Below are 14,934 nucleotides of genomic sequence, written 5' to 3' on the forward strand. Positions count from 1 at the left end.
CTAACCAGTTAATTTTCTGCCTCTAATCCTCTGCTTTTGAGCCAAACAATCTTATGTTTGTTAACTTTTTTATTAAACGCCCTGTTTTTTCTACTGTTTGCGCCTTAATTATTTTCTTGGTGGGAAGTATTAGCTTGTTCAACTTACCCATAGAAAGGTTCCCCGATATTAGCCCCACTAAAATCCAAGTTCGTGCTACCTATAGTGGTGCCAATGCTGAAGTTGTAGAAAATGCTGTTACCAGTATTTTGGAAAGACAAATAAATGGGGTTGAAGGTCTTAAGTATTTAACCTCAAGTAGTAGTAATAGTGGCACTAGCAATATTACCGCTGTTTTTAATCGTAAAAAGGATAAAGATTTAGCAGCAGTTGATGTTCAAAATCAAGTCTCAATCGTTCAATCTCGACTCCCTGAAGATGTTCAACGTACAGGTATACAAGTCACTAAAGATTCTAATAATCTTTTATTGGGAGTTGGATTATTCAGTGATAACAATCAATACAATAATATTTTTATAAGTAACTACACTGATCGCTATTTAGTAGACTCCCTCAAACGTCTCAATGGAGTAGGGAATGTCCGCATTTTTGGGGAACGTCGCTATTCCATGCGTTTATGGCTTGATCCTGTCCGTTTAGCTGGTCGAGGACTCACCACCCAAGATGTAGTTGATGCCTTATCAAAGCAAAATTTACAAGTAGGGGTAGGGAAAATTGGGGGTGAACCAGCCCCTCCTGGTCAGGAATACCAACTTGATTTACGAGCAGTTAGCCAACTCAAAAATCCTGAAGAATTTAATGACTTATTGCTAAAAACTGATGAAAATGGTGCATTAATTCGTTTTAAAGACGTAGGACGAGCACAATTAGGGGCAGAAGATTACGGCTCTTTTCTGAGATTTCGAGGACAATCTGCAGTAGGAATAGGAATTTATCCGTCTACAGGGGCAAATGCTCTAGAGGTCGCCAAAAAAGTTAAAACAGAAATGAATAGATTGGCAACATTTTTTCCCCCAGGTTTACAATACACTATCGCTTTTGACACTACTCAGTTTATAGAAGAGTCCTTAGCTGAAGTAGTTAAAACGATGTTAATAGCAGTAATTTTGGTAATCCTTGTCATTCTCTTATTTCTCCAAAATTGGCGAACAACTTTAATTCCTGCCCTAACTATTCCCCTGGCGTTAATTGGAACCTTTGCTTTTGTTAAAGTTTTTGATTTTTCTATTAACAGTTTGACTCTATTCGGCCTTACCTTAGCGACAGGCATTGTAGTAGACGATGCCATTATCGTCGTTGAACAAATTAGCAAGTATATTGAGGATGAAGATGTGCCACCTCAAAAGGCGGCAAGTAAGGCTATGGGAGAATTATCAGGGGCAGTCATCGTCACATCCTTAGTGTTAATGGCGGTATTTGTACCGGTGGCTTTCTTTTCTGGGACAACAGGGGCATTATATCGACAGTTTGCTTTAACCATCGCCTTCTCTATCGTCATCTCTACTTTTTTAGCCTTAACTTTGACCCCTTCTTTATGCGGTTTAATCTTGCGCCGAGGACAAGGATTTTCAGGATGGGTTGGGGCAATTTTTGCGGGATTTAATCGTATTTTAGATTGGGTTACAGTAAGATATCGGCGATTACTGTTACGACTCTCTCATCTCAAAAGTCTCGTAGTTGGAGTATTTATTCTTTTAATTGGAGTGACGACTTGGCTTTACTTTTATATCCCTACCTCCTTTATACCAGACGAAGACCAGGGCTACTTTATCACCCTTATTCAAGGGACTGAAGGGGTATCTCTACAATATACTAGCAAGGTAATTAGCAAAATTGAAAAAATTATTTTAGCTCAACCTGAAGTGCAAGCTACCTTTACTCTGGGGGGATTTTCCTTTAGTGGCAATAGTACTAATTCAGGGGTTATTTTTAGTCCTCTCAAACCCTTTGCCGAACGTAAAGGTCCTAAACATTCTGCCCAAACAGTAATCGGCAGACTCTGGGGGGCTTTTTCTCAAATTCCTGAAGCTCAAATTATTCCGATTAATCCACCAGCTATCCAGGGTTTAGGCAATTTTGGGGGATTTACTTTTCAATTACAGGATCTTGGCGGTAGTGACAATTTAAACGATTTGGTCGGGGTGATGATACAGTTTCTAGAACAGGCTAACCAAAAACCAGATTTGACTAGAGTTTTTAGTCGTTTTTCTACCAATACACCTCAGTTATTAATTGAAATTAACCGAAATAAAGCACACTCTCTTCAAGTCTCTATTGATGATATTTTTAGCACTCTACAAACTGCTTTGGGTTCCCGTTATGTCAATGATTTTAGCTTACAACAAAGAACCTATCGAGTGTATGTGCAATCTGACCAGCAATTCCGGTCAAATCCTGACGATGTTAAACAACTTTACGTTCGTTCAGCTACTAATCAAATGATTCCTCTGTCGAATTTAGTTACTATTACTCCGAGTACTGGGGCACAAACCATCTCTCACTATAATTTATATCGTTCGGTAGAAATCAATGGATCGGCTACCTCTGGAGTAAGTTCAGGACAAGCTATTAAAACCATGGAAAATACAGCGAAACAAGTTCTTCCCCAAGGGTTCGGATATGAATGGTCAGGAACTTCTTTAGAAGAGATAGAATCAGGAGGATTAGCCCCGACCATTTTCAGCTTAGGATTACTCTTTGTATTTTTAGTTTTAGCGGCCCAGTACGAAAATTATGTCGATCCTTTGATTATTATCTTATCCGTTCCTTTGGCAATATTGGGAGCATTAACAGCTCAATGGTTACGGGGACTTTCTAATGATGTTTACTGTCAAATTGGATTAGTGATGTTGATTGGATTAGCCAGTAAAAATGCAATTCTAATTGTAGAATTTGCTAACCGATTACGCGATCAAGGATTATCTATTGTTAAAGCGGCAGTTGAAGCAGCACAGGAGCGATTAAGACCGATTTTAATGACAGCTTGTTCAACTTTATTAGGAACTTTTCCTCTAGTAGTTGCCACGGGAGCAGGTTCTGGTAGTCGTCAATCTTTAGGAACAGCAGTTTTTGGCGGAATGTTAATTGCTTCTTTTTTGAGTTTATTTTTAGTTCCTATTCTCTATATAGTTATCAAAATAGGAATTGAAGAATTTTTATCTCACAAACAATAAATATTAAGTAGGTAGTGCTTACCGATTGGATTCAACCCTTTTCTGTCAGACTGGGATAACATACTGATTTGTCGTTAACTAAATGCTTTCTTTAAAATAACCAAGAGTGATATAAAAAAGATATAGTACTACGCATTTTTGTAACCTGAGTACAACGAAATTTTAAAACATAATTTTTATTCTCAATATTTAAGTCAAAACACGATAAAGTTAATGATTATTTGAAATGGTAACTGCCAACACTAAAAATTGTAATTTGTTTTAAAACAGCAGGAGCTCAAGGCTAGCTTATCTTTTAACCCTAAATCAAGGTATGATTTTTCCGGTAAATATATACAAGTAATCAGTTGGACAAAAAGGTAAAAAAAGTTCCAAACACTTTGATTTCTTAAATGTTTAATTTAGTCGTTAATCGTTTAAATCAAAGAAAGTTTACGAAGTAACTTCATGGTCATACCGAACTGATGATGTAGATTTAACTAGTAAAATGCCAAGTCAAGAAACTTTAAGTTGAAAATTGACAAAATTTCTGAATCAATAAGTTATTTTTTTGATAAACTGCAATTTATTATTAATATCTTCTACTATTTCTTGAGTTGTTCTTTAGCAAGAAGAAATGATTACACACCTAATTATACTAAAGCTTTTGGGATGCAATGAATCAGCCTTATGACACCAATAAGCTAACTTCAATAGTTATGAAATCGAGCTTTAACTCGTATTAAAAATTGATATAGATTACTATTTTAAATAACACATCTATAAAGATAGCTATAGATGTGTTATTTCCTTAGTTTAATTTATTTATACTGAACAATAATGTATTTATTTTTATTTAGCTATAAGATTTTATTGCAAATAAGTAGTTTTTACTAATAAATTATTTTTTTTATTCTTTGAATTTATGATTTATATTTAATTGTTTAACTGAGTATTTAATAATTAAATAGCAACAAACTTATATTTTTTTTGACATTTAATATTACTTTTTTAAGGTTATTTTTTTAAAAAAACTTGCAGCTATTTTTCCTATTCCCATAATTTTTACGTTTATTTTATTCTATAAATAGACTAACAATACATAACAGATTTATTATCATTTAATTACATAGATGTAATTAAATGATAATAATTTCAATATCTTAAGTTTTTTGATTTTAATTATTTAGTTGCATTTTTTATGCTTGTTTTTATTATTTTTTTACGCACTCCATGTATGTTAGCTATGTTTTTACTGTCATCATTTAATAATTTTTGTTTTTAGCTTTTGGTATATATTATTTTCTAAAATATAGCTATTTTGTTTTTTTATATTAATTACATCTCATTTGAGAACGATTTATCTTTAGGCAGACAGTTTTTTATCCTTACAGCAAATCTATCATAATTAATTTATTTTTTGATCAAAGTTACTGCTGGTTAAATCACAATAAATATAAGTTATTGTTGGAGCTATTTTTAGGAATTAAATTATTAATATTTAAGCCTAAATCTGGTAATGGCTAATAGTAAGTATTTCTAAATTTTAAATCTTATATATTCAACTAAATTTAATATTTAATGCAATTAGTATAAATCAAGCAAAAGTACTGAGTTTAAACTTTTTAAAAATGCTGGCTATTATATTATTTATATAATGATTATTATTCTCGGTAAATCTAGGATTAGTAATCGTACTTTGTTTTTATATTTTATATTTTTACATGTCAGGTTTCATAGAAATAATTTTATCAATTAGTTTCACTAAGTTTTGCTTTATCTTTTCTTATAAAGAGTTATTGAACAATATATCCTTGGTGTCCAAATAACTTTTCAATTAAATCTTGCGTAAATTTAGTAATAGATTTACCATCATCTATTTTGACTAGAGTTAATTTAAAAGTGAATAATTCACGGCGGTCGTTATTAAATTTGGTCTAAATATTTAATGCCATCTCACAAAATTATAGCCATATCCAACTAGTCCTTAAAAAACTAGATTTGCTCTACTGCAAACCTGATGACAGACTCCTATTAAAGTAGAATCAGTAAAACTAATTCCTGTAACTTCTTCTTTGTAAATTTGCAAAAAACAGCATAGTAACATCACTGTCCAGGGCATAAGTCTAGAAAACGATTCTAGTTAGACTAGATTATAAAATGCTGTTTACAATGAGAAAGAACCTGTAATGAATCAAATTATTTGAAGGCTCAATATCCTGACACAAGAATGGAATCTTTTTTCTCCAATAAATGCTGTCAGTCAAGGAATAGAATGATAACATGGAAGCGACCTTAGACCATAAAATATTTCGGTAAGATCAAGACGATACTTTATATTGATGGCACCAAATCTCAATAAATACTGCTGCTAGCATGGAGTTATTATTGACAGTTACCATTTTAAACAATCGTCGACATCGTTACATTCTAACTTAAATATTGAGAATAATAATAGTGTGTTTCAATCTCCTCAAATTTACGTCCCTAGTGAGGATACTTTTCTATTTAGACGTTCTCTTTTACCAAATTCTATACTTCAAATTCTAAAATCTTATATTTTTTTTTGCCAAAAAAAGAGGGGATTACCCCTCGGTCACTGATGTTGAGCACAATTATAATTTCAATTACTGTTCACTTGCAGTAGTGGCTAATTCCTCTTCTGATTCTGAAGCTGACGGAATATCTAACTCTTCCTCTTGAGCTTCAGGTTCTGTTTTTCCCTCCGCTTCAGCTATGAGTTTTTGGCGATATTTCTCAGCCATTTCTTCTGCTTTTTCAAAAACTAAATCCCGATCTTTCAGCATATCACCAGGTTCGGGTTCAAGTTGCTTGGTCGATAAAGAAATTCGACCCCTTTCTGCATCTAAGTCAATGATCATGACTTTGAGTGAATCATTGACCCCAAAGACGCTGTGGGGGGTATCGATATGATCATGGGAAATTTCAGAAATGTGCAGCAGCCCACTAACTCCCCCAATGTCGATAAATGCCCCATAGGGTTTGATTCCACGAACTGAGCCCACTACCACTTGACCCACTTCTAAACCGTTCATTTTACGCTCAACCAGCGCACGACGATGGCTCAATACCAGACGGTTGCGCTCTTCATCGACTTCTAAAAACTTTAATGGCAGGTCTTCACCAACCAAATCTTCCTTAGCTTCGCGGGTGCTGATGTGAGAGCCTGGGATAAACCCTCTTAACCCCTCAATGCGTACCAACGCGCCCCCTCGGTTTGTAGCAAAAACATTAGAGCGCACGGTGGCATCTTCGGCTTGTAGTTGGCGAACTCTTTCCCAAGCTCGCATATACTCAATCCTACGGATAGAAAGAGTTAACTGTCCATCTTCGTTTTCATCGGTCAGGATGAAAAATTCCCGTGTTTCATTCGATTGAAGAACGTCTTCAGGATCGTCAACTCGGTTGATCGACATTTCTTGAATGGGGATGTAAGCAGCAGTTTTCGCACCAATATCGATGAGCGCACCTCTCGGTTCCATACTGAAAACTGTCCCAGGAACAATGTCTCCGGGATTAAAATGGTAGTCGTATTTATCGAGAAGTGCCGCAAAATCCTCGTGAGTGAAGCCAATATCTTGAGTAGCTGTTGTTTTCTGAGTTACCATGTACCTTAGGTTATCCTATGCCTGATCTCCAATAAATGTTAGTTTTTGTTTTAGTGTACAGTTTCTAACTTTTAGGGATTTATAGTTGATAAAAACATCATCGAATATGAGATGCTTTTGTTTTGTCGGTTTTACCCGAACAGGATGAACTATAACACCCCTAACCCCTAATATTGAGCCATTGGGGATTAGTTTCATCATAATTTCCAAAGAGTCATAAAAGTCTATACTGAGCAGATCACCACTATACCTTATGGATTGAGTGGAGAAGAAAATGGCTATGACGGGACACCTTTTTGCCAATACGGTTCTCTTAGACTTATGCCTTGAGAACGATTAGACGATGGAGTCGGTCTAATCCATTAATGTTTACAGAAATAGACCCCTGATTCTGAAGTGCTCCAGAATTAGCACAGCCGAAGGCTCCGCCATGCGGACGCTATATCTGAAGCTTCCCAGGCTCACCTCGCAATGGTTTGATATGATTCACCATTTACCGAAGTGATGTCATGCTCGACGTACTATTTTTTATCTAGCCGCCCCTAAATGAGCACCTCCCATGAGCGTAAGTTTCCGTACTCCCTACGGTACATCTTCAATCTTAGCATTGTTTTTATTTAACCGGCTTCTAAGAGGGAGTCATAATAGAAGATGAGGAAGTGCTTTTATCAGCAGTATTATGATTGTTTTCTGACCAAAGGGTTTCTGACTGGGGTTTTTGTTCCCGAAATTGCTTTAGAGTGGACACAAAATCTTTAATGCCTTGAAAGCGACCATAGACAGATGCAAAGCGAATATATGCTACTTCATTTTCTTGACGAAGGTAATCTAACACTAATTGACCAATTTCTTGGCTAGTTACTTCCCGTCGAGGACGCTGCTGCAATTGAGCCTCGATCTCGTCAACAATCGATTCTAGTCTGTGATGGGAGATTCCTGTTTTCTCACAAGCCCGCACCATCCCTCGCAATAATTTAGAATGATCGAAGGATTCTTTTTTCCCATCGTGTTTGATCACAATGATGGGAACGAACTCTACTCGTTCGTAAGTTGTAAAACGATGTTTGCAACTTAAACACTCACGACGACGACGAATACTTTGTCCCCCTTCAGAGGAGCGAGATTCTAAAACACGACTATTTATGTGTTGACAGTAAGGACATTGCATGGAACTGTTCGTAATAACGGATATTGAATGAACAATAAGCTAGCCAACGGTACAGTAACAAATGAACAATCCAAGCAGAACGAGCTATGCTGATATCTGTCTTCTATAGAAAGGAAGAAAGAAAACAGGGACTCAGAGGTATATTAACAGCAGTTGATTCTGACAGAATAGATAACTGAAATTTATTTTTCAATACGAGGGGGTGCCCGAAAGGCGATAGTAAAAAAGAATAAAGCTATAGCTATAGCAAGAACCATAATAAGCAGCACTTTTCATTTTATTGGTTTTCTAAAATTGCCTGCGTTCCCAGTGTATCAAAAAAGTTGAGTATTTTGGCTCAAAAAAATAGAGGTCAAGAGAAATATATTTCTCTTGACCTCTATTTTTTGGGATAAATTTTTCCCAACAAAAAACAACACAACAGTATTGGACAAGGCAATACTGTTGTGTTGTAATAGTGATATTGCTACTTTATTTTTCAATATCCTTCAATTAAACTTAAAAAGCTTGAAACATCAACATTGTTGTAAAAAGTACCAACGATTAATAGAATCTTAAAAGATTTGATTTCAGTCTTTTGGTTGGCAATGCCAACCAAAAGACTGAAAAGCTAACTATCTATTCTAATGAGCATCAGATAACAAAGTCTGAGGAAAAGTAGTAGGATTTCCTTTCATTTCAAGTCTTTGACGCAATTCCTGTAACAAAGGTTCGTGATCAGGTAAATTGTCCACAAACTCATAAGGTAAAGTATTGCGTTCTAAAGCCAAATTGGCTAAATTTCCAGCAGCTGCTCCTACAGACCATTCAAACCCATGTACCCGATAAGCTGCTGCCGCAATATGGCTCGTAGCAATACTTTTTCCAGCCACAATTAAATTATCTATTTTTTGGGGAATCATTGATCGTAGGGGAATTTGAGCTGGATGAGATCCTCCGTGGGCAATGCGTACGTCTTGGCGCTCGCGGTTACTAGGTCTTTCGGGGGGGGAAAATGCCATACAGGGATGGAAATCAATCATGTAGTTAACAATTCCTACTGAATCATCATAAACGGTTGCATGGGTACGCTGAGTAACTAGATAAGAAGGATTAATACTAATATTGACCATTTTTGATTCTAACTTGGCAATGGTGTCCCGAACATCCTTATACATGGGACGGGGTAAATTAGTTCGGTAAAAATCTTGCCAATAATCTTTTGTCGAAATATCAATTTCGTTAATGCTAAACCCATCTTTGTGCTCAACAGAAGGTCGCCCAATAATGCGCCTTCCTTCCCGGATATAAGGGTATTTAGACAACCCGTGGGCAGTTCCCATAGGCGAATCTAACCCCTTTAAAAATCGATGGTTAGGATGGGGTTTTTTGACTCCATATCCGAGGCGTGAGTCAGTGGTTCCTGCCACCAACCAGTAGTAAAAACCTTTGGCTAATTCTTCCCCTTTTCTCAGGGTTTCTTGACGTAATCCCCCTTTCCATCCCCCAGGTTGTAGTTGTCCACTGTCTTGTAATTGATTACGGGTATAAACTAAGTTGTCATAACGAGTCCCAGGGCGATAATCATTACCCCATAACCAATTTTGCATGGATATATCTCCTGGAGTGGGACGGTTAACAGTCATCCGTCCAGCGCGAATAGGTTTTCCTTTTTCGGGACTCCAAATGCGTCGATAGGTGAAGATTAAATCGAAATAAGCTAGTTTCCGATTGGAATCGTAACCGTAATAGGGAGCATACTGCTCATAAAAATTTGGTTTATATTGAGGTTGGGGTTCCTTGGTATGTTCCATAGCAAAGGTATAGGTAAACCCTTGTGTGCAATAGGGATCACCTTGCTCGTTGGGGGCTGAAGGGTTGAGATGGGAACGAGGATCTAACCCAACCCGATAGGGAATGTCTGCTAAAGCAACAATTTCTCCTGTTTCTGTAGCTTCGATGACAAACCAATCAGCTTTTTGGGATGGATTTTGAGATTTAGGAACAAAACGAACAATCTTTTTAGTTAACCGTTGAGAATTTTGATAGCTATAAGCGTCGTCTATGATAGCAGATAGGGGTTCATGGTTGAGGGGAGGAGTTCCAATCGCATTGTTGTGTTGAATAGCGACGGCTTGTTGGATCTGTTTTCCATCTTTACTCAATTCTAAGTCTTTAATAACTGTTGCGGGGAACCATCTGAGCTGTCCTCTTCCTAGGCGTTCAGCTTCTTTTAACTGTCGGTACATTATGTTATGTCCATCCTTGGGGAGAAAACAGCTTTCACTTACCCAACAGTCTCCAGGGTTGAGGGTTCCGTAACCACTAGTGATCGCGTTTCGTAGCTGTTGATATCCCTTAGGAAAAAGCTGTAATGATCGCTGTTTTTTGCCTTCATCGAGGGCGGAGTTTCCCTGAGATGATATTTGTCCTCCTACCCAGTCGGAAATATCCGTCAGACATACTGTTCGTCCCCCTAATAAGGATTCATAGGCGGTGGCTGCCCCTGCGAGTCCTCCTCCAACAATCAGTAAATCACAGCTTATGGTTTCATCGGGGTCACGAGGTGATGCGGCGATCGCTGGTACAGTTGATAAAACTGATTGTCCACAGAGAACACTTAAGAATAAAGACACTACAATACCCTGTAGTCCTTTATTTTTGCTGTCTTTTCCTTGCTGAAAACATCTTGACCTTAGTGATTGCGTTCGGTTACTTTTCCCCATCATTAGATGCTGCTACTTATTTAAGGAGTTTGAAAAGGCGTGAAACAACAGTAATTTCTAAGCATTACTGTCCCTTGAGTCTAGAAAAAGTAACAGAAAATATCGAGATCTTTAATGTTTTTTCTAGATTTTGATTGAATCTAAGATAGATTAATATATGTTTTTAAAAATTTGTATGCTAACTTCAGTTTCCATATTAACTTTATTGACTTTTATTCTTTTTTAAGTTACGGATAAAACTCTTTTTTATAATGAAAGCTTGTTGCTTTAAGTACTGCGAGGTTATGATTATCAAGTTTATAAAGAAACCACTAATTATCCCAAAGGTAATTATTGTTATTTGGATCAAAGTCTAAGGTAGAATACATTCATTACTTGGTTAGAATTTTGTCCTTTTTAGACTTAGTGTTATATAATGGTAGTTGATAACTCCCAAATAACTTATCATAAATTTATTCTATGAGCACAAGAACTTAATTCTTATAAAAATTTAGTTCTTAAAATTTTGAAACCCTTGCAAAGTAAAACTTACAGCTTTTATTTGTTATTATTTTGTCATAGCTAGTCTAGAAGAGCTTTTTTCTTAAAAGACGCTTGCAAAGGATTAATTTTTAAAAAATAATGTTGCTAAAAATACAATAAGTTAAATTAAGGCTAGTCTATCGTTTTGCTTAATTTAACTTATTGATTTTACTGGTGAATATTTGTCCCTTTTAGAATCCAAAGATTGGGATAGAGAATTAACTAAACATATTCTTGAATCTTTGGCTAAATTCAATTAAAACACTCAGGCACAAGTTTTGTTTCTATATGAGCTTATACCTATGGTAGTTCTGGCTGAATTTATATATTTATCAAAATAGCTATACTCTTGTTAGATTTTTAATTTTTTAAAAAAAATCTTTCTAAATCACTTTCCAAACAATTTCTTAAACAATCTTTTTATACTTGTGATTCTATCAATCAAATCCATCTTTCATTTTGTCGTCAACTGTTGTTACCATTACTTCAATGTCCGGAAATCCAGAAATGTTATCATTGTGGTCGCATACAGTTACCATCACCGGTAATAAATTAATTTTTGAGAAAAGACACGGACTCAATATCTGAGCCGTCTGTCCTCCCGTTGCCAACAAAAGATAATAATTCTCCGTCAGAATACTATGTTCAACAATAACTGTCATATTCAACTGTTAATTTCTAAGTTTATAACTTCTTGATTCACCTGCGGTCCATGACTACGGGCATCACTTTGACCTGATGAGGGGGTATTAACAGGAACATTGAAGATTGATGTTTGACCGGTAGAGGCGGCATAGGGTAAGGTTTTGTGAGCAAGAAGAGCATCTAAATTAGCTTTCATCACTGACGACGGTTGTTTTCCAATGGTCTGGGCAGTCACTTCTCCTTCACCATTGAGAAAAACAAAATGAGGAATTCCATTGACCCGATAGCGTAGAATTTCGGGCAACCATTTGTTATTGTCTACGTTAAGCATGACAAAATTTACAGAATCAGCATATTTTTGTTTTATTTCTGCTAAATCTGAAGCCATGGCTTGACAACTGGTACACCAGTTAGCATAGAATTCGGTCAATGTGGGCTTTCCATTATTATAAGCTACTGTTAGGGGAACAGACTGTTCAGCTTGTACTTCTAAAGACATATAATTAGCTTGAGTTTGAAACCCAAAAAAAATAGCTGCACTAAGAGCGATCCCAACAAAAGCAATTAAAAAATTCCTAACTCGACCGACATTATTGATTTCAGACATAGTCTTCTTAGATAACTTAACTTATGAGTGATTCTTTGTTTTATAAATAGCTCGTTATCTTATTTTACTCTCGTAGGATAAGATAACGAGCTATTTGATCAGTTGAGTTATGATGAGATAACGCGAATAAATAAAAATTAAAGACAAACAAAATAGCCAAAAAAATTGATCAAAGATTATCTATACTGAAGAAAATAAGATTATAAGTTAAGTAAATCTATAAAAACGCCCAAATATATAATGAAAAAACGAGTGACCCTTACATTTCCCCGGCGAACAGTTCAGATGCCAGTGACTTACCGTCTCGCTAAGGATTTTAACATTGCGGCTAATATTATTCGCGCCCAAGTTGCCCCTGATCAAGTAGGAAAATTAGTTTTAGAATTATTAGGGGATATCGATGCGATCGAAGCAGCGCTCGAATGGATGAGAGCGCAAGAAATTGGAGTTTCTTTAGCCAGTCGGGAAATTATTATTGATGAAGACAGTTGTGTAGACTGCGGTTTGTGTACTGGGGTCTGTCCTACTCAAGCTTTAACCCTCGAGCCTCAGACATTTCACTTAACGTTTAAGCGATCACGCTGTGTCGTTTGTGAACAATGCCTCCCTGCCTGTCCAGTTCAGGCCATTTCTACAAATTTTTAGTTACGCTAAATAATAGGATTTATTTACAAACTGTTGACTTTAATTAGAAAATTAACCGCTGTGATCGTTCAAGATAATTACGGGAAGTTTCTTAGTTTATATAAATCCATAATGACCTCAGCTTATCTTCTCGTTACTCACGGCAGCCGAGCTCCTCGTCCTCAGATTGCTGTCGAACAACTAGCTCATATAGTTAAACAACAGTTAAGTCTAAAACAACTGATAAAGATTTCTCGGTCTTTCTCGACTAAAAATGGGACAGTTGAAAACTCTGTGAGAGGATCAACGGCTCTACTCCAATCTATCTCTTCACCACTTATCGAAACTGCTCCTTTAGAACTAACTTCCCTGTCCTTGAGTCAGAGGATTCAACAATTGGGGGAGAAGGCTAAAATCCAAGGCATTCAAAATCTTAAGATTATCCCATTGTTTTTACTGCCCGGGGTTCACGTTAGGGAAGATATACCTGAGGAGGTGGCGATCGCCCAACAGCATCTAGGGAAAACCATGGACTTAGAAGTGATGCCCTATCTTGGTAGCCATTATTGTAGGCTAACCTTCTTCTTATCCCGTCAATTCGAAGAGGCTGCTACTATTGGGAAAATTCTGATAGCTCATGGAAGTCGCTATGGAGGAGGTAATCAACCCATTGAGGCCATCGCTCACCATCTACAAGCACTGCCAGCTTACTGGTCTGTCTCACCGAGTTTAACTGACCCAGTTAACATTCTAGTTGAGCAGGGAAAGAAAAGTATCACCATCGTACCTTATTTTCTGTTTGCAGGGAGAATCACCACAGCCATTGCCCAACAAGTTAAACAATTACAGTCAACTGTACCTCAGATTAAACTTCAGATGGGCAGTCCTTTGGGAGCTACCCCCGAGTTAGCCGGATTGATTGTAGAGATAATCCAAGCAAATCTAGGTTAATTACCCGAATATTTTGTTTCAATACACCAGAATTTAAAAGAATGACTAACAGCCCCCGCCAACCTTGTTTAGGAAAAGTGTACTTAGTCGGAGCGGGTCCTGGTGATCCTGGACTAATAACGCTTAAAGGAAAAACCCTCCTTGAACACGCTGATGTTGTCGTTTATGATGCGCTGGTTAGTCCTCCGATCCTGGCTATGATTAGTAATCGCGCTGAGAAAATCCATGCTGGAAAACGGCGGGGTCGTCACTCAAAATTACAAGAAGAAACGACCCGTCTTTTAATTGAAAAAGCCTATACCCATGCGGTTGTGGTGAGACTAAAAGGGGGCGATCCCTTCATTTTTGGTCGGGGAGGGGAAGAAATGGAAGATTTAATTCAAGGTGGGGTTCCTGTTGAGGTAGTTCCGGGGATTACCGCAGGGGTCGCTGCACCGGCCTATGTGGGAATTCCTGTGACTCATCGGGAGTATAGTTCTTCAGTCACCTTTGTTACTGGCCATGAAGCGGTAGGAAAGTATCGTCCTCAAGTAAATTGGTCCGCCATTGCCCAAGGTTCAGAAACAATCGTAATCTATATGGGCATCTATAATTTACCCAAGATAGTGGCGCGATTACAAGCAGGAGGCTTAGGTTCTGACACCCCAATTGCCTTGATTCGTTGGGGAACTCAACCCGAACAAACAGAATTAATCGGGACATTAGGAACCATTATCGAGCAAATTCAACAAACACAAATTGGAGCTCCAACAATCGCTCTCATTGGTCAAATCGTTAATCTTCATTCAGTTTTATCCCATTCCCGTCCTAGTTATTTATAGTAATTGTTAAGGACATCTAAGTCTTTTCCTCGATCTCAGTGGTTGGATATTACGGAATTCAGAAAATGAATGGTATTATAATAGACTGCAACCACAACCTTAATAAATAT

The 14,934-nt window shown here is 37.0% G+C and carries 10 protein-coding genes; 4 read left to right on the top strand and 6 right to left on the bottom strand.

What is annotated here, in order from left to right:
* Positions 1-53: 53 nt before the first annotated feature.
* Complete coding sequence (locus P3F56_RS06785; protein WP_281152150.1) at positions 54-3,173, top strand: efflux RND transporter permease subunit; 3,120 nt, start codon at positions 54-56, stop codon at positions 3,171-3,173.
* A gap of 2,606 nt (positions 3,174-5,779) precedes the next feature.
* On the opposite strand, the gene P3F56_RS06790 is transcribed toward P3F56_RS06785, so the two are convergent.
* The 6 genes from P3F56_RS06790 to P3F56_RS06815 all read right to left on the bottom strand — a co-directional run bounded on the left by P3F56_RS06790 (position 5,780) and on the right by P3F56_RS06815 (position 12,428).
* A complete protein-coding gene (locus tag P3F56_RS06790; RefSeq protein WP_281152151.1) occupies positions 5,780-6,781 on the bottom strand; it encodes a 30S ribosomal protein S1 in 1,002 nt (333 codons plus the stop codon).
* A 628-nt stretch (positions 6,782-7,409) separates the two neighbouring features.
* Positions 7,410-7,949, bottom strand: coding sequence for a transcriptional regulator NrdR (gene nrdR / locus P3F56_RS06795; protein WP_281152152.1), 540 nt, complete (start codon positions 7,947-7,949; stop codon positions 7,410-7,412).
* Positions 7,950-8,131: 182 nt separating this feature from the next.
* Positions 8,132-8,206 carry a photosystem II reaction center protein T gene (locus P3F56_RS06800; RefSeq protein WP_281153751.1) on the bottom strand — a complete coding sequence of 25 codons (75 nt, stop codon included), beginning with the start codon at positions 8,204-8,206 and terminating at the stop codon, positions 8,132-8,134.
* Positions 8,207-8,572: 366 nt separating this feature from the next.
* Positions 8,573-10,654 (bottom strand): FAD-dependent oxidoreductase, encoded by a 2,082-nt coding sequence (locus P3F56_RS06805; RefSeq protein WP_281153752.1) that lies wholly within the window; start codon positions 10,652-10,654, stop codon positions 8,573-8,575.
* Positions 10,655-11,613: 959 nt separating this feature from the next.
* Positions 11,614-11,838 carry a hypothetical protein gene (locus tag P3F56_RS06810; RefSeq protein WP_281152153.1) on the bottom strand — a complete coding sequence of 75 codons (225 nt, stop codon included), beginning with the start codon at positions 11,836-11,838 and terminating at the stop codon, positions 11,614-11,616.
* 2 nt (positions 11,839-11,840) lie between these two features.
* On the bottom strand, positions 11,841-12,428 hold the full coding sequence (locus P3F56_RS06815; RefSeq protein WP_281152154.1) for a thioredoxin family protein: 588 nt from the start codon (positions 12,426-12,428) through the stop codon (positions 11,841-11,843).
* 240 nt (positions 12,429-12,668) lie between these two features.
* Here P3F56_RS06815 and P3F56_RS06820 point away from each other — a divergent pair, with 240 nt between their 5' ends.
* The 3 genes from P3F56_RS06820 (at position 12,669) to cobA (ending at position 14,824) form a co-directional block, all read left to right on the top strand.
* Positions 12,669-13,073 (top strand): NIL domain-containing protein, encoded by a 405-nt coding sequence (locus P3F56_RS06820; RefSeq protein WP_281152155.1) that lies wholly within the window; start codon positions 12,669-12,671, stop codon positions 13,071-13,073.
* A gap of 111 nt (positions 13,074-13,184) precedes the next feature.
* Entirely contained in the window at positions 13,185-14,003 is an 819-nt protein-coding gene (locus tag P3F56_RS06825) for a sirohydrochlorin chelatase (RefSeq protein WP_281152156.1), read from the top strand.
* Positions 14,004-14,044: 41 nt separating this feature from the next.
* Positions 14,045-14,824: a uroporphyrinogen-III C-methyltransferase gene (gene cobA, locus P3F56_RS06830; protein WP_281152157.1), complete on the top strand. Its 780-nt coding sequence runs from the start codon at positions 14,045-14,047 to the stop codon at positions 14,822-14,824.
* Positions 14,825-14,934 lie beyond the last annotated feature (110 nt).

Origin of the sequence: cyanobacterium endosymbiont of Epithemia clementina EcSB (assembly GCF_029919255.1) — a bacterium.
In the GTDB taxonomy this organism is placed as follows: Bacteria; Cyanobacteriota; Cyanobacteriia; order Cyanobacteriales; family Microcystaceae; genus Rippkaea.

What these genes read in the sequence shown, in the direction of transcription:
- P3F56_RS06785 (WP_281152150.1), top strand. Translation starts at nt 54, where the DNA reads ATGTTTGTTAACTTTTTTATTAAACGCCCTGTTTTTTCTACTGTTTGC.
- P3F56_RS06790 (WP_281152151.1), bottom strand. Translation starts at nt 6,781, where the DNA reads ATGGTAACTCAGAAAACAACAGCTACTCAAGATATTGGCTTCACTCAC.
- nrdR (WP_281152152.1), bottom strand. Translation starts at nt 7,949, where the DNA reads ATGCAATGTCCTTACTGTCAACACATAAATAGTCGTGTTTTAGAATCT.
- P3F56_RS06805 (WP_281153752.1), bottom strand. Translation starts at nt 10,654, where the DNA reads ATGGGGAAAAGTAACCGAACGCAATCACTAAGGTCAAGATGTTTTCAG.
- P3F56_RS06810 (WP_281152153.1), bottom strand. Translation starts at nt 11,838, where the DNA reads ATGACAGTTATTGTTGAACATAGTATTCTGACGGAGAATTATTATCTT.
- P3F56_RS06815 (WP_281152154.1), bottom strand. Translation starts at nt 12,428, where the DNA reads ATGTCTGAAATCAATAATGTCGGTCGAGTTAGGAATTTTTTAATTGCT.
- P3F56_RS06820 (WP_281152155.1), top strand. Translation starts at nt 12,669, where the DNA reads ATGAAAAAACGAGTGACCCTTACATTTCCCCGGCGAACAGTTCAGATG.
- P3F56_RS06825 (WP_281152156.1), top strand. Translation starts at nt 13,185, where the DNA reads ATGACCTCAGCTTATCTTCTCGTTACTCACGGCAGCCGAGCTCCTCGT.
- cobA (WP_281152157.1), top strand. Translation starts at nt 14,045, where the DNA reads ATGACTAACAGCCCCCGCCAACCTTGTTTAGGAAAAGTGTACTTAGTC.